We start from the raw sequence: 24,405 nt of genomic DNA on the forward strand, positions 1-24,405 counted from the left end.
CACAGGCATTTTCCTGTTTGGTGCTTAACAGAAAGGAGAATCCCGTGGAAAAGTGGGTACTAAGGAATAAGAAAGCAGATTTTGAAGCTATAATGAAAAGGTATGGAATCAGTGAATGCCTTGCAAGGCTGATTGTAAACAGGGGGCTTACAGAGGAAAGTGATATTGACCTTTACTTAAATCCTGATTATAACAGGATGTATAACCCTGACAGTATGAAGGACCTGGTAAAAGCCTGTGCAATATTAGAGGATAAGATAAACCATTCCCTGCCCATCCGGATAGTCGGAGATTATGACGTGGACGGAGTGGCATCTACCTACATACTTTATAAAGCTCTTGTTTTATGCGGCGCCAGGGTGGATTATGAGATACCTGACCGCATTAAGGACGGCTATGGGATCAATGAACAGATAATTGATGCCGCTTATGAGGCAGGGATTGATACTATTTTGACCTGTGATAACGGAATTGCTGCCTTAGAACAGGTAAAAAAGGCAAAAAAACTTGGGATGACTGTTATTGTAACAGACCATCACGATATTCCTTTTGTAATAGAAGGGGAAAAAAGATATCTGCTGCCGGAAGCAGATGCCATTGTAAACCCCAAACAGGAGGATTGCCCATATCCTTTTAAGCAGCTTTGCGGGGCAGCGGTAGCCTATAAGCTGATAGAAACTCTGTTTAAGAGAAGGCGGATTGGAGAAGAAGAGCTGATACCTTTGCGGGAAGCTGTTGCCATTGCTACAGTTTGCGACGTCATGGAACTGACAGGAGAGAACCGTATCCTGGTAAAAAAAGGTCTTGAGCTTCTTAGGAAAACCGAAAATCTGGGCCTTAGGGCACTAATGGAAAAGAATCAAATTGTTATGGAGAATCTGGCTGCCTATCACTTGGGCTTTATTATCGGGCCCTGTCTTAATGCGGGCGGAAGGCTTGACACAGCAAAAAAAGGGCTGCGGCTTCTTTTGGCGGAAAATAAGGAAGAGGCAGACAGACAGGCCTCCGAATTAAAAAGCTTAAATGATCTGCGAAAGCAGATGACGGAAGAGGGTATTATAGAAGCAGTTTCTATGATAGAAGGCTCTTCTTTAAAGGAAGATAAGGTGTTAGTGGTTTATTTGCAGGACTGCCATGAAAGTCTTGCGGGTATCATAGCCGGAAGGCTAAGAGAAAAGTATAATAAGCCGGCTATTGTATTAACCAAAGCGCATGATATGGTAAAGGGTTCCGGAAGATCCATAGAAAAGTATAACATGTATGAAGAGCTTACCCGTTCAAGCAAATATCTGACGAAGTTCGGAGGGCATCCTATGGCAGCTGGTATGTCCCTGGCTCTTGAATCTGTGGAGTCTTTTAGAATAAGCCTTAATAGCAATACCACATTAACGGAAGAAGATTTAATCCCAAAAGTAACCATAGATGTAGTACTGCCTCTGGGGTATGTATCGGAAGCACTGGTAGAAGAACTTAATCTCTTAGAACCCTTTGGCAAAGGGAATGAAAAACCGCTCTTTGCAGACAGAAGCCTTAAAATCCTAAAGATGGCTGTTCTCGGGAAGAACCGTAATGTTCTAAAGTTTCTGGTAAGAAACCAATACGGCAAAGAAATGGATGCCATGTATTTTGGGGATGTCAATACTTTTCTTTCTTCTCTGGAGGAGACTTACGGCAGGGGAGAAGTGGACAAAGCTTTTCAGAACAGAACCAATTCAATGCAGCTGTCGCTTGCCTATTATCCGTCTGTAAATGAATATAACGGCAGCCGGAATCTGCAGATAGTTATTCAGCATTATAAGCCTGAAAATCTGTAAAAGTCGGATGCCGTTACCAGGTTACAGCAGAGTTGTCCCGCCGTATTTATACTCTACGGGAAGCAGGTAAGGATTCGGGTACTTGGATTTATCCGGTGAGAGGAGTATATCCACACATGCCTTTGCAATCCTCTCAACCGGCTGGGCGATAGTGGACATGTAATAGCCCAGACTGCCAAAGTGCTGGATTCCGTCAAATCCCACAAGCTGTATATCTTCGGGAATATCTTTATGGATGGAATGCAGATACTCAATAAGCTGAAAGCCAAGATAATCATTCACTGTAAAAATACCGTCAATTGGCGGAACATCCTTTCTTTCATAAGACTGTTCCAGAAAGTTACGGAAACATTCAATGGTGTCATCTCCGTCCGTCAAATCCAGAATATCAGGGGTAATGCCATTGTGTTCACAGGCATCCAGATATCCGTACTTACGTTTATTGGTCTCACCATAGACAACAGAACCGGTTCGAATGTATACCGGATGTTTGCAGCCTGCCCCAATCAGCTTCTCAGTTGCCAGATATCCTCCGGTATAATTATCAGAAGCCACACATAGCACCGTATTATTAAAATGACGGTCAATGGAGATAATGGGCAAATCTTCAGATACGTAACTGCTGATATCGCTGTATGTAAGCGCAATGATGCCATCTACCTTATTTTGAGAGGCCATATTGATATAGAAAAGCTCTTTTTCACATTTTCCCTGAGAGCAGCAAAGCATCAGTTTATAATTTAATTCAAAGAGGTAAAGTTCTGTATAATGGGCAATGGATGCAAAAAAGGGATTGATGATATCCGGAAGTATGAGGGCAATGGTATAGGATTGCTTTGTTTTTAGCCCCCGCGCGTAGGTATTGACCTTATAATCCAGGCTTTTTATGGCATTTTCCACCTTGATTCTATATTCTTCGCCAACAGGCTGATTGTTAATTACTTTAGATACTGTGCCTAAGGCTACACCGGCTTCCCTGGCGACATCTTTCATGGTTGGATTGGAATAACGAGACATTATTTATTTGCAGGAATGAATTACACTCGGTTCCGGACTCCTGCTCCCCTTTCTGATATTATAAATTACAGATAACGGTTATGATATCTGATTGTAATACTAGCATATTGTGAGAAACGTTTCAAGGGGATGTGATGAAATATATACTTTGACGCTGGAATAAAAAAACAGTAAGTTTTCTATTGACTTTGTAAATCACAAAAGTTATAATATAACCAGTACATGAAACGTTTCGTATTGTGAAAAGAGACAATGAGGAATGATTTGAGAAATTTGTAATCTACGAATTGTATATAAAATAATGGGTAATATATAGATTATATCAGCAGATGATGCTAAGATTTTATTTTAAACAAGTGTGAAACGTTTCATAATAAGAAGTGAAGAATAAGTTGAAAATAAAAGACATTTTTCAACTACCAATTAACGAATATCCAATCAAAGTTGAATATTCAGGAAAGAGGTTAAAATGAAGACCATGAGTTTAGCCAAAAGGATAGCAAGGCATTGGGAACTATATCTGCTTTTGCTTCCGGGAATCGTCCTCACCATTATATTTAAGTATATACCAATGTACGGTATCCAGATTGCCTTCCGGGATTACAATGCAGCAGCAGGCTTCTGGGGAAGCGAATGGGTGGGTTTACGATGGTTTACGAAATTTTTTACCAACTATAACAGTATCAGAATGATACGCAATACGTTGCTCTTAAGCTTGTATTCCCTGTTGTGGTCCTTTCCGATGCCGATTATTCTGGCTTTGCTGTTTAACCAGGTAAAAGGGCAGCGGTTCCGTAAGACAGTTCAGACTGTTGTGTATGCCCCTCATTTTATCTCTATCATGGTTCTATGCGGTATGATTAAGATATTTCTTTCCCCCAATGGCGGACTGTTTAATATTCTGCTGCAGAACTTTGGAGGCCAACCGGTAGATTTCCTCGGTAAGGCACAGTGGTTTCGAAGTATCTATGTAGTGTCCGGCATCTGGCAGGATACAGGCTGGGGCACCATTTTATATCTGGCTACCTTGTCCGGTGTAGATACCCAGTTATATGATGCGGCAAAGGTGGATGGCGCTAACAAGTGGAAATTAATCAGGCATATTGATTTTCCTGTACTGATACCGATTATTATCATTCAGCTGATTATGTCCTTTGGCAATCTGATGAATGTAGGCTTTGAAAAGGCATTTTTATTGCAGACAACCCTAAATGCTCCGACATCGGACATTATAGCCACCTATGTTTACCGGCAGGGTATTTTAAAAGCGCAGTACAGCTTTTCGACGGCAGTGGGGCTTTTTAATACAGCGGTTAACCTGGTGTTATTGATAGCGGTAAATAGGATCTGTAAAAAGGCATCGGATGTCAGCTTTATATAAGTACTGAGGAAGGCATGGCTGTTAGTGTGAAATAAAAAACATTTCACACCCTGATTTGAGGCAGTAAATCATCTGCAAGCAGACGATTTATGCCATGGGAGCTAGCGTGAAAAATAAATTTTTCAACTACGTATTCAGGAATATCCAATCAAAGATTTAATATTCGCAAAAGGAGTTATTATGAAAAACCAATCAATATCGGTAAAAACAGGTTCAGATAAAATGTTTGATATCTTAAATTATACATTTTTAGGAATTGTATTTGTGGTCGTAGCCTATCCTTTGTTTTACATACTGGTGGCGTCCGTATCAAATCCCTATGATGTATATGCAGGAAAGACCTTTCTGTTTCCTGTCGGTTTTACACTGGAAGGCTATAAAAGGATTTTTTCGGAGGCTATGATAAGCAGAGGATATCTAAACAGTATCCTGTATACCGTAACGGGTACCTTTGTCTCTACGGCTCTGGTGGTTCTCACAGCGTATCCGTTATCCCGTCCTACACTTCCCGGAAGAAAGCTGATTATGCTGTTTTATGTTATAACCATGTATTTTACGGGAGGGCTCATTCCTACCTATATCGTAGTTTCCAGGTTTCATATGATAAACAACATGTGGGCTTTAATACTTCCGGGCGGTGTAGCTGTTTATAATGTAATTATTTCAAGGACATTTTTTGAGAACAGCATTCCGGAAAGTCTTTATGACGCGGCAGCCATTGACGGAAGCAGCAATATGAAAACCTTTTTTAAGATCATCCTGCCTCTTTCCAAGCCCATCATTGCCGTTATGGCCATCTTTGCCATGGTAGCTTACTGGAATGACTGGTTTACGGCACTTATATACCTGCCTTCCAGTTCCAAGGCGCCGTTACAGCTGGTATTACGCCAGATACTGATAGAAAGCCAGGCTTCCGCTAATATGATGAATGACATGAGCGGCGGATATGCCGAGGCAAACCGGATTACAGAATTAATTAAATTCACTTCAATTGTGGTAGCATCTGTTCCAATGCTGATTGTATATCCCTTTGCGCAGAAATATTACGACAAGGGTATGATGTTTGGAGCAGTGAAAGGCTAATAGATAATAACAAGGAGGAAAAGTATGAAAAAGTTACTGAAAAAAGCAATGTGTTTGGGATTGGCAGCTATTTTGACGGTTTCCGCTGCAGGCTGCAGTAAAGGCGGGGAGGAAAAAGGCGGTCAGACAACAGGAAAAACAAGCGGTGATTCCACGGTGAAAGAATATAACATCTTTGCCGGTATCAGCTCCATGTCTCCCGATAACAGTGAAAAAACACTGGTAAAGGAAATGAATGAGAAAATGGGAGTGAAGATTAAATGGAACAGCGTTGCCGGAGATGCCCTGACAGAACGAAAGAATGTGCTGTTTGCTACCGGAGTTGATTTGCCGGATGCGGTTATGGGAGCATCCCTTACGGATTATGAGTTAAATACCTATGGTTCCCAGGGGCTTTTAATTCCTTTAAATGACTACATTAACGATAAGACCATGCCAAATCTTATGAAGCTGATAAAAGAAAGACCTGATTTACTGGCAACCTGTACCATGCCTGACGGCAATATCTATGGTTTGCCCAGTATTTCGGAAATGGGCTTTCAGAACACCGACGGCAATACCTACTATATCGGTGCAATACCCCAGTTTACCGCTATCAATCAGGAATGGCTGAATAATCTTGGACTTAAGATGCCGGCCACCATTGATGAGCTGCATGACGTCTTAGTGGCTTTCCGTGATAAAGATGCCAACGGAAACGGTGACCCGGATGATGAAATTCCCCTTTCCTTTATGTATAACAACTGGTGTGCCGGTATGAGCACCTTATTCAGTGCCTTTGGTTTTACCGATTACAATGACCAGCACCGTGCAATTGAAAATGGAAAAGTATTGTTTAATGCTGCCAGAGATGAATACAGAGACGCCATGGAATATTTCCACAAATGGTATGAGGAAGGTTTAATTGATCTGGAAGTATTCTCACAGGATGCCAGCCAGTATATTGCAAAGGGACAGAGTAAGGAGCCTATCCTTGGCTGCTTTACCTGGTGGGAAATTCCGGAAGTTGTAGGAAGTGACTGCGCTTCTATGTATACCTATCTGCCTTTCCTTTCCGGTAAGGATGGTAAATCAGGAGTAAACTTAAACGAACAGGGAACTACCAGCCATGGTGCTTTCTCTGTAACAAAGGAATGCAAGAATCCTGAAACTTTATTAAAGTGGGTTGACCAGTTATACGATCCTATGAACAGTATGCAGGCAATCTATGGACCTATTGGCGAATTCTTCTCTGAAACACCGGATGCAAACGGAGTATATACCACCAGGGAATTAACCGGAAATGAAACGGCAGGAGAATTAAAGTCCAAATTAGAACTTTGGGGACCTACCGCCCAGCTGACAGAGGATTTCGGAAAATATTATTATATGGAAGACAGAGCACAGCAAAGACTGGATGATTTAAAGAACTTCTGGTTTAAAAATGTAGCAAATTATGAGTACTATCCAAGTGTTACTTTTACAGTGGAAGAAACAGAAATCATCAACGATAAGATTGGAGATATCCAGCAGCTTGTTTCTGAAACAGGTGCCAGATGGCTGACGGAAGGCGGTGCAGCAAAGGAATGGGACTCCTATAAGAGCAGGCTGGATGAGATGGGACTTCAGGATGTAATCAAGTGCTGGCAGGATGCTTATGACAGATATAAGGCAGTAAAATAACAAAATGATACATAAACGGGAGCGTGCTAACAGTTCAGCGGGTACACCTGGACCGCCAAATTATGAATGCCTGGCTGAACGGATGTATAAGCTGCTCCCGTTTATGATAAGAGAGGATAATGGAATGAATTTGACAGGAAAAAATTTGCTGGAAGAAGCCAGGGAATATGAGAAAATGGCTGCAATGAAAACAGAACATTGTCCAAGACCCTCCTTTCATGCGACCCCTCCAACCGGCTGGATGAATGACCCTAACGGCTTTTCGCTTTATAAGGGGGAACACCATCTATTCTTTCAGTACCACCCTTATGATATCCATTGGGGGCCCATGCATTGGGGACATATAAAGACGGAAGATTTTATAAGGTGGGAGATGCTTCCTGCTGCCCTTGCACCTGACAAAGGCTATGACTATAAGGGATGTTTTTCAGGTACCGCCATGGAAAAGGACGGAAAGCATATCCTTATGTATACCGGTGTGTATGAAGAGCAGGCAGGGAGCAATAAAAAGGAAGTCGCACAGGTACAGTGCATAGCTATAGGAGACGGTATAAACTACGAGAAATTAAGTGCCAATCCGGTAATAGACAGCAGTCAGTTGGAAGAAGGCTTTAGTAAAACAGATTTCAGGGACCCGAAAATATGGGAGAAGGACGGAATATTCTATTCTCTGGCTGCCAACCGGAGTGAAGATGGCAGCGGGCAGCTGCTCCTTTATAAGTCAGAAAATTTAAGACAGTGGAAGCCTTGCTCGGTTCTTTTAAAATGCGGCAGCGAATTCGGAAGGATGTGGGAGTGCCCGGACTTTTTCGAATTGGAAGACAAAGCCGTAATCGTTGTATCACCTCAGGATATGAAAGCGAAAGAACTGGAATTTCATAGCGGAAACGGAAATATGTACTTTACAGGCAATTTTAATCCGTCAGATTATACTTTTCAAAGAGAAAGCTATGGAGTACTGGATTATGGCCTGGATTTTTATGCCCCCCAGACATTGAAAGCAAAGGACGGGCGGCGAATTCTCATTGCCTGGATGCAGACATGGGATAATTACATGACACCGGATTACTTTACCTGGTCGGGGATGATGACGATTCCAAGAGAACTTACACTAAAGGATGGCAGAATGTATCAGAATCCGGTAAGGGAATTGGAAAATTACCGTTCGAAAGAGGTGGTATACCGGAACATCCGGTTGCAGGGGATAACAAAGTTGGAGGGAATTAGTGGAAGAGAAATAGACCTTACCTTAGAGTTCCTGAATAGTGATTACCGTGGGTTCCAGCTGGAGTTTGCTGCCGGCGGGGATGAATATACGGCACTTCATTATGAACCTGTGGGAGGAATACTTACCTTTGACAGGAAGTACTCCGGTATCAGGCGGGACGCTATCTGTGAACGGCAGATAAGCGCTAAGGGGGAGGGGTTGAAGATTCGGATTATCCTTGATAAATATTCTGCCGAAGTGTTTGTCAATGACGGTGAGAAGGTTATGACATCCATCTTCTTTACCTCTTTAGAAGCAAAGGATATCCGGTTTTTAGCCGATGGCTGTGTTTATATGAATATCGTCAAATATGACATTATGGTAAGCGGAGAAAAAGCCTATGGAATATATAAATAATCAAGTAGCTGCATTAAACTTAAGATTTTGTGATAACAATGATGGAAAAGAAGTAAGATTGTGTGACAGTAATGGAAAGGGCACCTTTGTGCTCTGTGACAGAGAGGGCTTTGCAGATTCTGAAAAAGCAATGGAAGAGAATAATGCCTTTTTGTTTGACGGCTACTCCACCTGGTTTTACAGTGAGAGTGTTTTGCCTGAAATGGAGGGGGATTTTACAGTGGAAATCCTACTTGCTCCCCAGGGCTTTGAAACAGGAAAAAGCGGCTTGTTCTGCCGCTTTCATAAAGAAAAGAAGACAGGCTTTTATGTCAGTGTAAAAAGAAAGGGCGTAGTAGTGGTCGGCTTTGGTGACGGGAAACACTATTACGAGCTGGAATCCGTCAATATACATTTAAGAAGATATCAATGGAACTGCCTGACAGTGGTATTTAACAGCGAAGCCGGCTGGTGTGATATCTTTATCAATGGAAAGATTTCTAACAGGAAACAGTTCCCAAGGCACAGAGGGCTTAAATATAGTAAAGACGGCTGCTATATCGGGAAATATGTGGACTATGATGAAAGCGGGCCAGAGGCAAAAACAGGAGTTTTTCATGGCCTCATGCAGGCAATTGATATTTATGAAGAAGTATTCAGTTCTAAAAAAGTAAAAGAAAATTACGAAGCCAAAGTGATATCAAAGGATATTATACGCAAAGAATTAGACCGCAGTATTTACCGTTTTGATGCACAAAGGCCCCGTTATCATATGATTGCCCCGGGTAAATGGATGAATGAACCCCATGGGCCAATGTATTATAAAGGATACTACCATATCTTTTATCAGGCGAATCCCCATGCACCCCTCTGGGATAATATTCAATGGGGACATTTTATCAGCAGGGACATGCTTCATTGGGAGGATGAACGGACAGCTCTTGATCCCGAGGATATTTCTATAGCGCCCGATGGGTGCTGGTCCGGCAGCAGTATTGTGGACAAGGAGGATATCCCGGTACTCTTCTTTACCGCCGGAAATAACGGAAGGTTCCCCAACCAGGGAGTAGCTGTGGCGGTACCGGAGAATAGCAAAGATTCCAGGCTTACAGACTGGCTGGTGCCGGATGACCTGATTGTTAAGCAGACGGAAGGTATGGGGTGGCTTGGAGAGTTCAGAGATCCCTTTGTATGGTTTGAAGAGGATATCTATTACATGCTTGTTGGAACCGGAGATGCTTGCAACGGAGGCGGAAATGCGTTGTTATTAAGCTCCCCGGATTTAAAGGATTGGACGAACCACGGGTTTATTCTGGACTATGACTACTCTGAAAATACGGAGGTTGGTCATGACTGGGAGCTGCCGGTGCTGCTCCCCCTAAGGGATAAGGAAGGGATTATTAAAAGTCATGTCCTTATCTTTTGTGCATGCCGGATTGAAAAGGAAGTAGTTGAAATCTATTACTGGCTGGGCGATTGGGATACCAAAGCAAAGAAGTTTTATAAGCACCATGATAAAGCACGCCTTATTGATTTGGGGTACGGAACCTTTACCGGGCCAAGCGGATTTGTCACACCGGATAAAAGAAGCATTCTTTTTACACTGGCACAGGGTAAACGGCATCCGGAGGAGGAATTCAAATCCGGCTGGGCTCATAACGGAGGGATTCCCCTGGAGCTGTTCTGTCAAAACGAAGAGTTGGGCATCAGACCTATAACAGAGATCTATTCCCTAAGGGGCAGAAAGCTTATGGAAGCAGGAAATGTCAGTGCAGCAGATATTAATGAAAGGATAAAGGATATCAGCGGCAATATGCTGTATGCAAAGCTGGTTACAAAAGATGCCCTTACCGGAATTATCACGGAATACGGACAGGAGAGCCTGGAAGTATTCTATGACAGAGAGAAACAGATATTTGGAGCAAGGGACGGAGCAGGTAATACAGTCAGTAAATACAGAGGGGATGAAGACAGGGTAATCCTGGGAGAAGATACGGCAGTCTTTGAATATTTTCTGGATCATTCCATGCTTGAGGTATACTTAAATCAGAGGAAATCCATAACCCTAAGAAACTATTCCAAAGACGGAACCAGAAGAATCAGACTAACTTCCCAAAATGTGCACATTATCAGCTTTGAACTCTGGGAAATACTGCCTGTATACCATTGATGACAGACTTTTATCTGACTAAGATATAGTCTTATTACATTCGTTGTGACATAGCTTTCGATTTTATTTGAAAAGAATTTGTTAAAATGATATAATATAAGTTGGGTTTTTAAGAATATTTAGATTCAGGTGTCAAAATACCAGACAGGTTTTGCAATTTTTGGCATTTCTAGTTAAGTGTTCATAAAGGATACTTACCGGCAGATTAGAATATCACCTATTTAACAATTTTTAATATAATAAGAAAGAGGCAGATACCATGAAGAAGTTAGAAGATTATGTCAGGAATATACCTGATTTTCCGGAGGAAGGAATAGTTTTCAGGGATGTAACAAGTGTTTTGCAGGATAAAGACAGCTTAAAGATGTCAATTGACCAGATGCAGGCATTACTTGACGGAAAAGACATTGATGTCATTGTGGGACCGGAATCCAGAGGATTCATATTCGGTGTGCCAATTGCCTATAATCTGAACAAAGCATTTGTGCCTGTACGTAAGAAAGGAAAGCTTCCCTGCGAGACCATTGAGATGGAATATGCTCTGGAATACGGCACAGCAACCATTGAAATGCATAAGGATGCGATTAAACCCGGTCAGAAAGTTGCTATTGTGGATGACTTAATTGCTACCGGCGGAACGATTGAAGCAATCACCAAATTAATTGAAAGCCTGGGTGGTATTGTTGTTAAGATTATATTCCTGATGGAATTGGAAGGACTTCATGGACGTGACAAATTAAAGGGATATGATGTGGATGCCGTTATTAAATATGAAGGCAAATAAAAGGTACTGTTAGTCCGGAACCCCTGGACTTAACAATAGAGGACTTTTTGTAAATAGTTGAATCTTTTGGTAGAAACCGTGAAGACTATTTGCAGAGGTCCTTTTTTGGATTATAAATACTGTACGGATAAGATAATAGTCAGGCGTGAATGATACGCGTTTTACCTGGTAAGGTACCACAAAAGACTGTCATAATATGACATAATAATAAAGGAATTGATTTTTTCCGGTTATTTGTTTATAATTAATAGATAAATTTATAGGCTGGTGGTGATTTCATGGAAGACGACGCGAATAATAAAGTAATGGATGATAATTTATATAGAAAAAAGAATACCGAACTGATTGTTCCTGCGGATTTTACAACTCCGGATGAGCTGTATGGACAACTGATTAAAATAGTAGAAAGCTATCATCCTTCCGCAGATATCTCCATAATTGAAAAGGCCTATCATTTTGCGGCAAAGGCTCATCAGGATCAAATGAGAAAATCAGGAGAGCCTTATATCATACATCCGCTTTGTGTAGCCATTATTCTGGCAGAACTGGAACTGGATAAGGAAACTATTGTGGCGGGATTGCTTCATGACGTCGTAGAAGATACTGTCTGTACGGTAGAAGAGCTGGCAAAGGAATTCAATGAAGAAATAGCTCTCTTAGTGGATGGGGTAACAAAACTGACCCAATTAAGTTATTCAAAAGATAAGGTGGAGATTCAGGCCGAGAATCTGCGTAAGATGTTTCTTGCTATGGCAAAGGATATCCGGGTTATCTTGATAAAACTTGCTGACAGACTGCATAATATGCGTACCATGCAATATCAGACCCCTGTAAAGCAAAAAGAAAAAGCAAGGGAGACTATGGATATTTATGCTCCCATTGCCCAGCGTCTTGGTATTTCAAAGATTAAGATAGAATTGGATGATTTATCCTTAAAGTATCTGGAGCCGGAAGTCTATAACGATTTAACGGAGAAGATAAATTCCAAAAAGGGCGAAAGAGAAGAGATAATCAATCAAATAGTAGAAGAAGTCCGTTTTCATATACAGCAGGCAGAAATCGAAGCAAAAATTGACGGCCGGGTAAAGCATTTCTTTAGTATCTATAAAAAGATGGTGAACCAGCATAAGACACTTGACCAGATATTTGATTTATTTGCCGTGCGGATTGTTGTAGAATCTGTAAAGGACTGCTATGCGGCCCTTGGTGTTATCCATGAGATGTATAAGCCTATTCCCGGCAGATTCAAGGATTATATTGCTATGCCAAAGCCTAATATGTACCAGTCCCTTCATACTACTCTTATCGGTCCCGGAGGACAGCCCTTTGAGATACAGATCAGAACCTATGAGATGCACCGTACTGCTGAATACGGTATTGCGGCCCACTGGAAATACAAGGAAGGGCATGACGGCAAGAACAGCCAGGATACGGAAGAGGCAAAGCTTACCTGGTTAAGGCAGATCCTGGAATGGCAGAGGGATATGTCTGACAACAAGGAATTTCTAAGTCTTCTAAAAAGCGATTTGGATTTATTTTCTGAAAGCGTATACTGTTTTACCCCCACCGGTGATGTCAAAAATCTGCCCAATGGCTCCACCCCTATTGATTTTGCCTACAGTATTCACAGCGCTGTCGGCAATAAGATGGTTGGCGCAAGGGTTAACGGCAAATTGGTCAATATCGATTATGTTATCCAAAACGGTGACAGAATTGAAATTATAACTTCACAGAATTCCAAGGGACCCAGCAGGGATTGGCTGTCCCTTGTTAAGAGCACCCAGGCGAAGAATAAGATTAACCAATGGTTTAAGACAGAATTAAAGGAAGATAACATTGTTAAAGGAAAAGAAATGATTATTTCCTACTGTAAGACCAAAGGTATTGTATTAAGTGATCTGATGAAACCGGAATATATGAATAAGGTCATGTCAAAGTACGGTTTCAGGGATTGGGATTCCATCTATGCGGCAGTTGGCCACGGCGGACTAAAAGAAGGCCAGGTCATCAACAAGCTGAAGGATGAATATGACAAGAAGCATAAGAAGGAAATCACCGACGAAAAGGTATTGGATTCCATAACAGAGATTAAGGACAGCAAGCCGAATGTTAAGAAAAGTAAGAGCGGTATTGTAGTTGAAGGTATCCACGATGTGGCAGTTCGTTTTTCGAAATGCTGCAGTCCTGTACCGGGAGATGAAATAATCGGATTCGTTACAAGAGGAAGAGGAGTATCCATTCACCGGACAGATTGTGTGAACCTGATGAACTTATCGGAAGAAGACAGGGCAAGGCTGATTGAAGCAGAGTGGAATGTGCCTCAGGATAAAGCACAGGGTGAACTTTATGCAGCTGAGATAAAGATTTATGCCAATAACCGCAGCGGTGTATTGGTGGATGTATCCAAGATACTGACAGAGAATAAGATAGATGTAACCTCAATGACAGTAAGAACCAGTAAACAGGGAACTGCAACTATAAGTGTAGGATTTGAGATTAACGGCGTAGAGCAGCTCCGGTATATTGTTGGTAAGCTTAGAAGTATTGAAAGCGTACTGGATATTGAGCGTACTACAGGCTGATAAGAAAAGGAGATTACGGATGAAGATAAAGAATCTTGTACTGGGCCCTGTAAGCACAAACTGTTATTTCCTGATTAATGAACAAACAAAGGAAACGATTATTATAGACCCGGCGGACAGCCCGCAGCGTATCTGTGAAAAAATCTCCGGGGAACAGCTAATGCCTGTGGCGATATTACTGACCCATGGGCATTTTGACCATATTATGGCTGTGGAGGAGGTAGGACGTACCTATTCCATTCCGCATTATATTTATGAAACGGAAGCAGAGCTGATGGAAAGCCCTGAACTGAACGCTTCCCTTATGATAAACGGGGATATCACAGTCAAAAGGGACAGAGTATTAAAGGATAAAGAAGTGCTTACCTTAGCAGGCTTTACCATAGAGGTTATTCATACTCCCGGACATACTGCAGGCAGCGTCTGCTATTATATACAGGAAGAAAAGGCTCTTTTTTCAGGAGATACGTTATTCTATAATTCGGTGGGCAGAACGGATCTGCCTACGGGAAACGGTGCGGCTCTTATAAAGAGCGTAAAAGAAAGGCTGTTTAACCTGCCGGAGGATACAGGCGTTTATCCCGGACATGGTATGATGTCCTCCATTGGCTATGAGAAAAATAATAATCCTTATTTTAGGCGGTAAACAATGGTGATTCAGATAAGATTAAACGGGGATGATTACGAGAATGATATTTATCCTCTGGTAAAAGCCTTTTACCCGGAAGAAGCGGTAAAAGTTATAAGACAAGAAGCAGATAGAGACATACGAGAAGAATCCCTTATCATTACTGTAGATACCGTGGATTCTTATCTTTGTGTTGTGGCAGAAAGAGAAAAAAGGCAGCTTTATAAGGAAGAAGAAAAGGTAAGAGCGGCAAAAGAGCAGGCAGACTTCCTTAAGAGAAAAAAAGAAATCAGAAATCATCTAAAGAGGATGCTTTACAGGTGTTTAAAAAGCCTGACGGAAAAAGACCTTCCATGGGGAACCTTAACCGGGATAAGGCCGACAAAAATCGTACTGGAAAAGCTTGAAGCAGGGGAAGACAGAAAAGACATTTACCGGTATATGACAGAAGAATATTATTGTTCCGAAGGAAAAGCAGAATTAAGCCTTACCGTTGCAGAAAGAGAGAATAAACTGCTAAGGGATATGGACTACCGGAATGGCTATAGTATCTATATTGGAATACCCTTTTGTCCAAGCACCTGCTTATACTGCTCCTTTACTTCTTATTCCATTGAAAAGTACGGGAAAATGGCGGAGGCCTATCTGGAAGCTTTGATGAAAGAAATAAGGTATGCTGGGGCAGTTCTTAAAAACAAAAAGCTTACCACCCTTTATATCGGGGGAGGGACCCCTACGACCTTAACGGAAGAACAGCTGGAAAGGCTGCTCTCCTGTATTGACAGCTATCTGAAGCCATCGGAGGCAATGGAATACACAGTAGAAGCCGGAAGGCCGGACAGCATCACAGAAGGGAAACTAAAGTTATTAAAAGCCCATGGAGTGAACCGGATTTCTATCAATCCTCAGACCATGCAGCAGAGGACGCTTGATTTAATCGGCAGAAAACATACAGTAAGACAGATACAGGAAGCCCTCCTGCTGGCAAGAAAAACAGGGCATGAAAATATTAATATGGATATCATTATAGGACTTCCGGGGGAAAGAAAAGAAGATGTGGAAGATACTCTTAAAGAAATTAAAATCCTGAATCCGGAAAGTCTTACAGTTCATACACTGGCATTAAAAAGAGCTTCCAGATTAAAGGAAGAAAGAGCGGAATATGAAGCGGTTGGGTTCTATGAAACTTCCAAGATGGCCGGCTTAACAGCGGATTTTGCAGAAGCTGAGAGATATCTGCCATATTATCTCTACCGTCAAAAGAATATGTCCGGAAATTTAGAGAACATCGGCTATGCCAGAAGAGGCAGGGAAGGGCTTTATAATATTCTCATAATGGAAGAGAAGCAAACCATTATTGCTCTTGGAGCAGGAGCACAATCAAAGTTTGTATTCCATCAGGAGAACCGTATTGAACGGGTGGAGAATGTGAAGAGCCTTAAGGATTATCTGGAAAGAATTGATGAAATGATTGACAGGAAGAATCGTTTTCTGTCAGAAAACGGACATTTACTGTAGAGAAGGGAGAGACTTAATTTGCAGGCAGTCAGAGAATTAACAGTAGAAGATAGAAAAGAGCTTAGCAGTATTCTGACGGATGATATGGAGGAAGCCATTGACCATGGGATTTTGGTAAGCAGGCTTGCTTATTTGCTGGCAGAAGAAACGGGCTGTGATGAAAGCTTCTGTTATGCCATGGCAGATGCAGGACTGGTACATGATATCGGGAAATTAAGACTGGGAAAGTATTTATATGCCAGTAACAGGAATACTCTTATAGTAGAAGAAATGAAGTACATCCGTATGCATCCTGATATCGGATATGATATTTTAAAAAAATATGGGTATAATGAGGAAATATTAAAGGCTGTACTATACCATCATGAAAACTATGATGGCTCCGGGTATCCTAATAACCTGAAAGGAAACCAGATTCCCCTTGGAGGCAGAATATTAAGGATATGCGATGTCTATGCGGCTTTAATATCGGATAGAAGATATCGCTGTTCTTATCATAAAGAAGCAGCAATGCAGCTCATGATTGAAGAAGTAAAGAATTTTGATATGAAGCTGTTTCTTAATTTTCTAAGTATTGCCTATACAGAGCCATTTACGGAAGTTGATAAATATGCAAGGGAAATCAATAAAAAGAATTTTAGTTGGAAGAATATCCTGCATGACGGTACCTATTAGGATAGTTTAAGGTCCTGCTGCGGTTGAAATTTCGAAAAAAAAGCATTATAATGAACCACGGACAGTGTGAAATAAAAAGAATAAAATTAAAACAATATAGAAAGGAAAGCAAATGAATAATAAAAACGCATGGTTAAAATATGAAGATGGGCAATTGGCAGACATTACTGCTTTTTGCGAAGACTATAAGAACTTTATCACGAGCTGTAAAACCGAAAGGGAATGTGTCAGAGAAAGCATCAAACTGGCTGAAAAAGAAGGTTTTCAGGATTTAAAGGATTATATCCGCAGCGGAAAAGAGCTGAAGGCAGGGGATAGGGTATACATATCCAATATGGAGAAGGCAATTGCACTTTTTGTAATTGGAAGCCGTCCTCTGGAAGATGGATTAAAGATTCTGGGTGCCCATATTGATTCCCCCAGAATGGATTTAAAGCAGGTGCCTTTATATGAGGATACAGAACTTGCCCTATTGGATACCCATTATTACGGCGGAATTAAGAAATACCAGTGGGTTACGCTTCCTTTAGCTATTCACGGTGTTGTGGTAAAGAAGGATGGAACAGTATTAAATATTGTAATCGGGGAAGACAAAGAAGACCCGGTAATCGGTGTAACAGACCTTTTGATCCATTTATCAGGAGCACAGCTTGAGAAGAAGGCTGCCAAGGTGGTTGAAGGAGAGGACTTAAATATATTGGTCGGCAGCATACCTTTAAAGGGAGAAGAAAAAGATGCTGTTAAGGCCAATATCCTTAAGATATTAAAGGATAAATATGATGTGGAAGAGGAAGATTTCCTGTCTGCGGAATTAGAAATCGTTCCTGCCGGTCAGGCAAGGGATTACGGTCTTGATAAGAGTATGGTCATGGGGTACGGACAGGATGACAGAGTATGCTCCTATACCTCTTTGATGGCTGTTTTGGATTTAAAGGAAACAGACAGAACCTGTGCCTGCATATTGGTTGACAAAGAGGAAATCGGCAGTGTCGGAGCTTCGGGTATGCATTCCAAGTTTTTTGAAAACACCGTAGCAGAGATGATAGCCTTAACCGGTGAATACTCTGAGTTAAAGGTTAGACGCGCCATGTCGAATTCCCATATGCTCTCCTCTGATGTAAGTGCTGCCTTTGATCCGAATTATCCTGCGGTAATGGAGAAGAAGAATGCCGCTTATTTTGGACAGGGAATGGTATTTAACAAATATACCGGCTCCAGGGGAAAATCCAATTCCAATGATGCCAATCCTGAATTTATGGCAAAGCTTCGAAAGATTATGGAAGATAATAAGATTTCCTTCCAGACTGCGGAACTTGGCAAGGTAGATGAAGGCGGCGGCGGCACCATAGCCTATATCATGGCTAACTACAACATGGAAGTGATAGACAGCGGTGTTGCGGTTCTTAATATGCATGCTCCGTGGGAAATCACCAGCAAGGTGGATATTTATGAAACCTTTAAGGGCTATATTGCCTTTTTAAAGGACATGTAAGAAAGAATGAGGCAGTCGTGACCTCTTTATAATTAAGAATCCGCTGCCTTATATAATATACTTGGTACAAAAGAAGAAACAGGGTTATCACTGCACAAAGGTGCATGAGAGCAGGAAAGGAGCCACACATGGTAAGACATATTGTTTTATGGAAGTATAAAGAAGAGCTGACAGGGGAAGAGAGAAATACTCTGGGAGAAGAAGCAAAGAACAGGTTGGAAGCCCTAAAGGAAATAATACCCGGTATACTATCCTTAAAAGTAATAACAAAGACACTGCCTACCGGAACCGGTAACTGTGACCTGATGCTTGATAGTGCCTTTATCAGCAGGGAAGCTCTGGACTTTTACCAGAACCATGAGGAGCATTTAAAAGCAGCAGCTTTTGTACGCAGTATTGTAGGCAGCCGCATTTGTGTGGATTACGAAGAATAAAAATAATAAAAGACAGTAACTAAAAGGGAAATATCAGGAGGATATCATGGCAGAGTCGATGAAGGGCTTGCACAGAAGCCACAGATGTACCGAAGTAACAAAGGCTATGACCGGCGAAAAAGTGACGGTTATGGGATGGGTACAAAAAAGCAGAAACAAAGGTAGTATTATATTCGTAGATCTAAGGGACCGTTCCGGGCTCCTTCAGATTATATTTGAGGAAGGAGACATAAGCCACGAGGATTTTGCAAAAGCAGAAAAGCTAAGAAGCGAATTTGTTATTGCGGTAGAAGGAAAGGTAGAGCTTCGTTCCGGCGGCGTAAATGAAAATATTGTGACCGGTGAGATAGAAGTGATAGCAGAAAGCCTTCGAATCCTTTCAGAGGCAGATACTCCTCCCTTCCCCATAGAAGAAAACAGTAAGACCAAGGAAGACCTGCGTTTAAAATACCGTTACCTTGACCTTAGAAGGCCGGATCTTCAAAATAACCTTATCATGAGAAGTAAGGTAGCAACCCTTACAAGGCAGTTTCTTTCCGAAGAGGGCTTTTTAGAAATCGAAACACCTATGCTTACGAAGAGTACACCGGAAGGCGCCAGAGATTATCTGGTACCCAGCCGCGTACATCCCGGCAATTTCTATGCCCTGCCCCAGTCGCCCCAGATATTCAAACAGCTGTTAATGTGTTCCGGTTATGACAGGTATTTTCAGATTGTAAAATGCTTCCGTGATGAGGATTTACGTGCAGACCGCCAGCCGGAATTTACCCAGATAGATATGGAGCTTTCCTTTGTAGACGTAGACGATGTTATCGGAGTGAACGAAAGACTTCTAAGCAGAATGTTTAAAGAAACCATCGGCGTTGAAGTCCCCCTGCCTATTCAAAGGATGACTTATAAAGAAGCCATGGAAAGATTCGGTTCAGATAAGCCGGATATCCGTTTTGGCATGGAGCTTAAAGATGTATCCGATACGGTAAGGACAAGCGGATTTTCTGTATTTACCGATGCCATTAAAAATGGTGGTTCCGTAAGAGGTATCAATGCAGAAGGCCAGGCGGAGATGCCAAGAAAGAAGATTGATGCTCTGGTTCAGTTTGCAAAGGATTTCGGTGCCAAGGGTCTGGCATACCTTAGTATCAATACAGACGGTACTTACAAGTCCTCCTTTGCCAAGTTTATGACAGAAGAAGAGCTAAAGGCTCTTACAGAAAAGATGCAGGCAAAACCCGGAGACCTTTTATTCTTTGCGGCAGATGAAGACGATATCGTATTTGATGTACTTGGAAACTTAAGATTAGAGCTTGCAAGAGGTCTTGACCTGCTGAAAAAGGATGAATATAAATTCTTATGGGTAACTGAATTCCCTCTTCTTGAATATTCCAAGGAAGAAGGAAGATATACAGCAAAGCACCATCCTTTTACCATGCCGATGGAGGAGGATTTGGAGCTTCTTAATACCCATCCCGAAAAGGTACGTGCCAAGGCATATGATATCGTACTAAACGGTACAGAAATCGGCGGCGGCAGTGTAAGAATATATCAGAACAATGTCCAGGAGAAGATGTTTGAGGTATTAGGCTTTACGAAGGAAGAGGCCTATGACCGTTTTGGCTTCCTCTTAAATGCCTTTAAATACGGTGTACCTCCTCATGCAGGCCTAGCCTACGGTCTGGATCGTCTTATTATGCTTATGGCACAGGAAGACAGTATCCGTGATGTAATTGCTTTCCCGAAGGTGAAGGATGCTTCCTGCCTTATGACAGAGGCCCCGAATGTTGTAGATGAGAAACAGTTACAGGAGCTGGGAATTGGTATTACAGAGAATAAATAGATAGCACAGCGCATTGTCTAAAGGTATCTTGCTGGCTTTGTATGTATAAAACAGACAAATTATGTACGGCTAATGCATACAAAGCCAGTATTGTTTCCAGGCATACTTATTTGCTTAAGAAATGCAAGAATATTGCAATATGTATAAATAAGATGCAAGGCATACCCAATAAAAATTTCATGTGTTTAGTTTTGTGATGAAAAAAGAACATACCAAGGAGTGAACCAAGGCTGCCTCCGATTACAGATGAAAGAAAAAGCGTACTTTCTTTTATTCGCCATTTATTTTTTCTGGCTTTGTATTTATCAATACCCATAAGCAGAAAAGATAAAGTATTTACAAATGTGAAATAGGTAAGCAGCAAATAAGAAAATTGCAATGTAATCCAATCCTCCTTACTGTGGTCAAATTATTTCTTTTTACCGACCTTATTTTCCAGATAAGCCAATAACTGTTTTTTCTCAAGAGAGTTTAGTTTTCGAAAAAGGACAAACAGTCTTTTTTCTTCTGGTGAAAGCTGTATTATCTTAGGTTTACCAGGAGGTGATACCAATTGAGGAATGTCGCTGCTATAAACTATATCCTCCTGAATAGGTATGGTATTTGAATTGATAAAAACTTCTATATCAACATTGTACAGCTTAGCCAGTTTCAATAATGTTCTGTAATCGGGAGTGCGTATTCCAGACTCATAGTGAGCATACCCCTGCCTGGTCATGCTCAAATAGCATGCCACTTTCGTCTGGGTATAATGCCTAGAGGTTCTCAATTCCTTTAATTTGTCCTTAAGTAATAATTCTGGCATAGTAAGCTCCCTTTTTATGCTTATTTATATAGAATCAATATAAAAATACTACAGGATTTTTACCGGAATCATATAACCTATCTATTAAGTCAAATCTTATAATTTTCTTCCTCTTTGTCTCCCCATACTCAGCGATATTATAGTATAAAAAATTACGATACTGTAAGAATTATATAACAATTCCGGTATTATCTCAATTTAAACTTTAAAGGAGAGATGAAGCGGGCTAATTGTAAAGAAATTTCCAAAAAAATGTTTGACATTAGTATAATAAAGTGTTATTATAAATTTGTTGCAGAAGATGCAATGCACTATAAATGTAGATTATTTTTTATTTGGAGGAAATAACATGAACAAAGGTACAGTAAAATGGTTTAACAATCAAAAAGGTTTTGGTTTCATTTCCGATGAGCAGGGTAACGATGTATTCGTTCACTACTCAGGACTTAACATGGATGGCTTCAAGTCTTTAGAAGAAGGACAAGAAGTTGCTTTTGATGTTGTTCAGGGAGCAAAGGGACCTCAGGCAACCAACGTAACAAAATTATAATCATCAAGTTTCAGTGTACCTTTTTCTTGATATATAAATTTTAAGAATTTTTATACAGAAAATAGCTATATTGTATCAAACGAGATTGATTGAAAGGTTATCCTTCGGGATAACCTTTTTTAAATGGATAAATGACGTGAAAAATAAAAGACATTTTTTCACACTTCTATTTAAGCAGTTTCGCAAGTAAACCTGCGATATGCATGGGGATTAATATGATAATAACCTTTCTGCCGTCTAATAAAAAAGTTCATATAGAACAGGGAATGAGCCTGCAGGAAGCTGCTGTTAATATCGGAATTGATACTAACGGAGTATGCAGTGGAAAGAAAACCTGTGGTAAATGCAAGGTGCTGGTAACAAAGGGAAATGATAGAATGTTTTCGGCAGAGGAGATGCATTTCCTGACAGAGGAGGAGAAAGACAGAGGGATAAGACTGGCCTGTTGTCTTTCTCCTGCTTCGGATGCCTGTGTAATCGTAGAACAAAAGGAAAGCCGGACTGCGGAACACAGTGTAATGATGCCATTGGATATAGCCGAAAGTGATTCTTTGGGTATTGTAGTGGATATTGGAACCACGAATTTAGAAGGGGCTCTTTATGGCAGAAAGAAAAGGACAGCGTTAGAGATCAAAGGAATACCTAATCCGCAGAGAATATATGGAGGGGATGTAGTATCCCGTATTACCTATGCCATAGAAGGCAGCCAAAATGCTCTAAAACTTAAGGAATTGATAAAAGAGGCTGTTAATATCCTTATAAAGGAGCTTGCAGCGGAGCAGGGAATATCTCCGTATCGGATAGAGAAGGTTGTTATGGCGGGGAATACGACAATGACAAATCTCTTTCTTGGGCGTTCAGTAAATGGTTTATCCAGAGCACCCTTTCAGAGTGACACCTACGCCGGCAGCCGATTAAATTCACGGGAGGCAGGAATTACTGTCAGTACAGCAGGGGATGTATATGTGCTGCCCGGCATCAGCGGACATGTCGGAGGAGATGCCTTAGCCTGTATCTTAAGTACAAAGCTTTACAGAGAGGAAAAGAAGGTTCTTCTTTTGGATATTGGTACCAATGGCGAAATTGTACTATGTGATGGGAATAAACTGGTAGCCTGCTCGGTGGCAGCCGGTCCTGCCTTTGAGGGAGGTAATATCTCCTGTGGTATGAGGGCAGAGAGAGGAGCCATAACCACGGTCCGGTACCAGGATAATCACTTCGAAGTACAGTTTATAGGAGATGAAAGCAAAGAAGCTTATCCAACGGGTATATGTGGTTCAGGGCTGATTGAATGTATCTATGAGCTTTATGAGAATGGAAAAATGGATGAAACGGGCAGACTTCTTGGAAGTGCAGGAGAGGAGAACCGTATCATAATATGGAGTAAAGATAAAAAAGAGCTTTCGGTTACGCAAAAGGATATCAGGGAATACCAATTGGCACAGGGGGCCGTAAGGGCAGGAGTGACTATACTGCTTAAAAATGCAGGTTTACGGGCAGAAGAACTGGATAAGATCTATCTGGCCGGGAATTTCGGAAGAAGCCTTTCTGTAAGAAAGGCTATGGCAATTGGCTTGTTACCTTCGGTTAGTGAAGAAATCGTGGAATATATCGGCAATGGAGTGCTGGCAGGTGCTGCAAAAATTCTTTCAGAGGAAATTTCCATCCAGGAGGCAGAAGAAATAAGCAGGAATACAGGGCATATAGAACTGGCATTGGAGCCTTCTTTTGAGGAGCAGTTTATTAAGGCAATTTCATTTCCGCCTAAAATAAAGGATACTGCATTTTAGATTAGCTTATATATCTAAAATGCAATATCCTTTTCTTTGTTTAGTAGCGTTCATAGCTTTTCATAAGGAAACTTAGTACCTTATAAGAAGGTTTAAATAAGAAAAGTGCTACAAAAAAATTACTGACACCATGGATTAAATCGAAGATAATGCCACTCATCCAATAGGCGAAAGCATTCTGTAAACCGCCGCTGAAACCACTGCTTGTAAGAACCATAAAAAAGCTTATAGGAGCAAACAGGGCTCCGAAGCTTAATCCAAAAGCGCCTGAAACCAGGGCCCAGGTAAGGGAGGGCAAATTCAGAGGGTTGTTATTCCGGCAAAGAATTCTCCCTAACAGATAAAGGAGAAACCATACATACAAATAACCGATAAACCAAGTACCAAAACCAAAGAAAAGTCCTTCCAGAAGAACAAAGACTGTAATGATGAGAAGGGTTTTTCTCTTTAATACGCAGGTATATACCAGAACCAGAAGGGACACCAGTTCGATATTGGGAATACCCTGCAGTATATATTGCAGGGCAAAAAGAATGGAGCTTAACATACCAATAAGGGTAATATTCTTTATACTGATTTTCAT

The 24,405-nt window shown here is 41.2% G+C and carries 20 protein-coding genes; 16 read left to right on the forward strand and 4 right to left on the reverse strand.

From position 1 onward, the window contains the following. Positions 1 to 44: 44 nt before the first annotated feature. A complete protein-coding gene (gene recJ, locus BUF11_RS14170; RefSeq protein WP_330393890.1) occupies positions 45 to 1,814 on the forward strand; it encodes a single-stranded-DNA-specific exonuclease RecJ in 1,770 nt (589 codons plus the stop codon). A 21-nt stretch (positions 1,815 to 1,835) separates the two neighbouring features. Here the strand turns inward: recJ and BUF11_RS14175 are convergent, their stop codons facing one another. Next, positions 1,836 to 2,831, reverse strand: a complete 996-nt coding sequence (locus BUF11_RS14175; protein WP_073589509.1) for a LacI family DNA-binding transcriptional regulator — start codon at positions 2,829 to 2,831, stop codon at positions 1,836 to 1,838. A 469-nt stretch (positions 2,832 to 3,300) separates the two neighbouring features. On the opposite strand from BUF11_RS14175, the gene BUF11_RS14180 reads away from it, so the two are divergent. From BUF11_RS14180 to aspS, 13 genes are all read left to right on the forward strand, one after another. After that, entirely contained in the window at positions 3,301 to 4,212 is a 912-nt protein-coding gene (locus tag BUF11_RS14180; protein ID WP_073589510.1) for an ABC transporter permease, read from the forward strand. Between the two features lie 180 nt (positions 4,213 to 4,392). After that, the gene (locus tag BUF11_RS14185; protein WP_073589511.1) at positions 4,393 to 5,295 is read left to right on the forward strand and encodes a carbohydrate ABC transporter permease; all 903 of its coding nucleotides are present in this window, start codon (positions 4,393 to 4,395) and stop codon (positions 5,293 to 5,295) included. A 24-nt stretch (positions 5,296 to 5,319) separates the two neighbouring features. Beyond that, positions 5,320 to 6,957, forward strand: coding sequence for a type 2 periplasmic-binding domain-containing protein (locus tag BUF11_RS14190; RefSeq protein ID WP_073589512.1), 1,638 nt, complete (start codon positions 5,320 to 5,322; stop codon positions 6,955 to 6,957). A gap of 4 nt (positions 6,958 to 6,961) precedes the next feature. Continuing rightward, a complete protein-coding gene (locus tag BUF11_RS14195; protein ID WP_242952376.1) occupies positions 6,962 to 8,581 on the forward strand; it encodes a glycoside hydrolase family 32 protein in 1,620 nt (539 codons plus the stop codon). Then, entirely contained in the window at positions 8,565 to 10,730 is a 2,166-nt protein-coding gene (locus BUF11_RS14200) for a glycoside hydrolase family 32 protein (protein WP_073589513.1), read from the forward strand. The genes BUF11_RS14195 and BUF11_RS14200 overlap by 17 nt, the downstream gene beginning before the upstream one ends. A gap of 259 nt (positions 10,731 to 10,989) precedes the next feature. Beyond that, positions 10,990 to 11,514, forward strand: coding sequence for an adenine phosphoribosyltransferase (locus BUF11_RS14205; protein ID WP_073589514.1), 525 nt, complete (start codon positions 10,990 to 10,992; stop codon positions 11,512 to 11,514). Between the two features lie 278 nt (positions 11,515 to 11,792). After that, the gene (locus BUF11_RS14210) at positions 11,793 to 14,096 is read left to right on the forward strand and encodes a RelA/SpoT family protein (RefSeq protein ID WP_073589515.1); all 2,304 of its coding nucleotides are present in this window, start codon (positions 11,793 to 11,795) and stop codon (positions 14,094 to 14,096) included. Positions 14,097 to 14,115: 19 nt separating this feature from the next. Continuing rightward, entirely contained in the window at positions 14,116 to 14,742 is a 627-nt protein-coding gene (locus BUF11_RS14215) for an MBL fold metallo-hydrolase (RefSeq protein WP_073589516.1), read from the forward strand. 3 nt (positions 14,743 to 14,745) lie between these two features. Then, a complete protein-coding gene (hemZ, locus tag BUF11_RS14220) occupies positions 14,746 to 16,242 on the forward strand; it encodes a coproporphyrinogen dehydrogenase HemZ (RefSeq protein ID WP_330393891.1) in 1,497 nt (498 codons plus the stop codon). Between the two features lie 18 nt (positions 16,243 to 16,260). Next, the gene (locus BUF11_RS14225) at positions 16,261 to 16,917 is read left to right on the forward strand and encodes an HD-GYP domain-containing protein (protein WP_242952377.1); all 657 of its coding nucleotides are present in this window, start codon (positions 16,261 to 16,263) and stop codon (positions 16,915 to 16,917) included. Positions 16,918 to 17,029: 112 nt separating this feature from the next. Next, complete coding sequence (locus BUF11_RS14230) at positions 17,030 to 18,409, forward strand: aminopeptidase (protein ID WP_073589517.1); 1,380 nt, start codon at positions 17,030 to 17,032, stop codon at positions 18,407 to 18,409. Positions 18,410 to 18,537: 128 nt separating this feature from the next. Beyond that, complete coding sequence (locus BUF11_RS14235; RefSeq protein ID WP_073589518.1) at positions 18,538 to 18,843, forward strand: Dabb family protein; 306 nt, start codon at positions 18,538 to 18,540, stop codon at positions 18,841 to 18,843. Positions 18,844 to 18,889: 46 nt separating this feature from the next. Then, complete coding sequence (gene aspS / locus BUF11_RS14240; RefSeq protein WP_073589519.1) at positions 18,890 to 20,677, forward strand: aspartate--tRNA ligase; 1,788 nt, start codon at positions 18,890 to 18,892, stop codon at positions 20,675 to 20,677. 106 nt (positions 20,678 to 20,783) lie between these two features. On the opposite strand, the gene BUF11_RS14245 is transcribed toward aspS, so the two are convergent. Both BUF11_RS14245 and BUF11_RS14250 read right to left on the reverse strand, forming a co-directional pair. Further along, entirely contained in the window at positions 20,784 to 21,056 is a 273-nt protein-coding gene (locus tag BUF11_RS14245; RefSeq protein ID WP_330393892.1) for a DUF1294 domain-containing protein, read from the reverse strand. Between the two features lie 30 nt (positions 21,057 to 21,086). Then, positions 21,087 to 21,482, reverse strand: a complete 396-nt coding sequence (locus BUF11_RS14250) for a helix-turn-helix domain-containing protein (RefSeq protein WP_073589520.1) — start codon at positions 21,480 to 21,482, stop codon at positions 21,087 to 21,089. A gap of 349 nt (positions 21,483 to 21,831) precedes the next feature. Between BUF11_RS14250 and BUF11_RS14255 the strand changes: the two genes are divergently transcribed. Beyond that, positions 21,832 to 22,032 carry a cold-shock protein gene (locus BUF11_RS14255; RefSeq protein WP_033165096.1) on the forward strand — a complete coding sequence of 67 codons (201 nt, stop codon included), beginning with the start codon at positions 21,832 to 21,834 and terminating at the stop codon, positions 22,030 to 22,032. 215 nt (positions 22,033 to 22,247) lie between these two features. Then, on the forward strand, positions 22,248 to 23,822 hold the full coding sequence (locus BUF11_RS14260) for an ASKHA domain-containing protein (RefSeq protein WP_073589521.1): 1,575 nt from the start codon (positions 22,248 to 22,250) through the stop codon (positions 23,820 to 23,822). Between the two features lie 40 nt (positions 23,823 to 23,862). Here BUF11_RS14260 and BUF11_RS14265 read toward each other — a convergent pair whose 3' ends face one another. After that, positions 23,863 to 24,405 carry a hypothetical protein gene (locus BUF11_RS14265; RefSeq protein WP_073589522.1) on the reverse strand — a complete coding sequence of 181 codons (543 nt, stop codon included), beginning with the start codon at positions 24,403 to 24,405 and terminating at the stop codon, positions 23,863 to 23,865.

It is taken from the genome of Anaerocolumna xylanovorans DSM 12503, from assembly GCF_900143645.1.
GTDB lineage: Bacteria > Bacillota > Clostridia > Lachnospirales > Lachnospiraceae > Anaerocolumna > Anaerocolumna xylanovorans.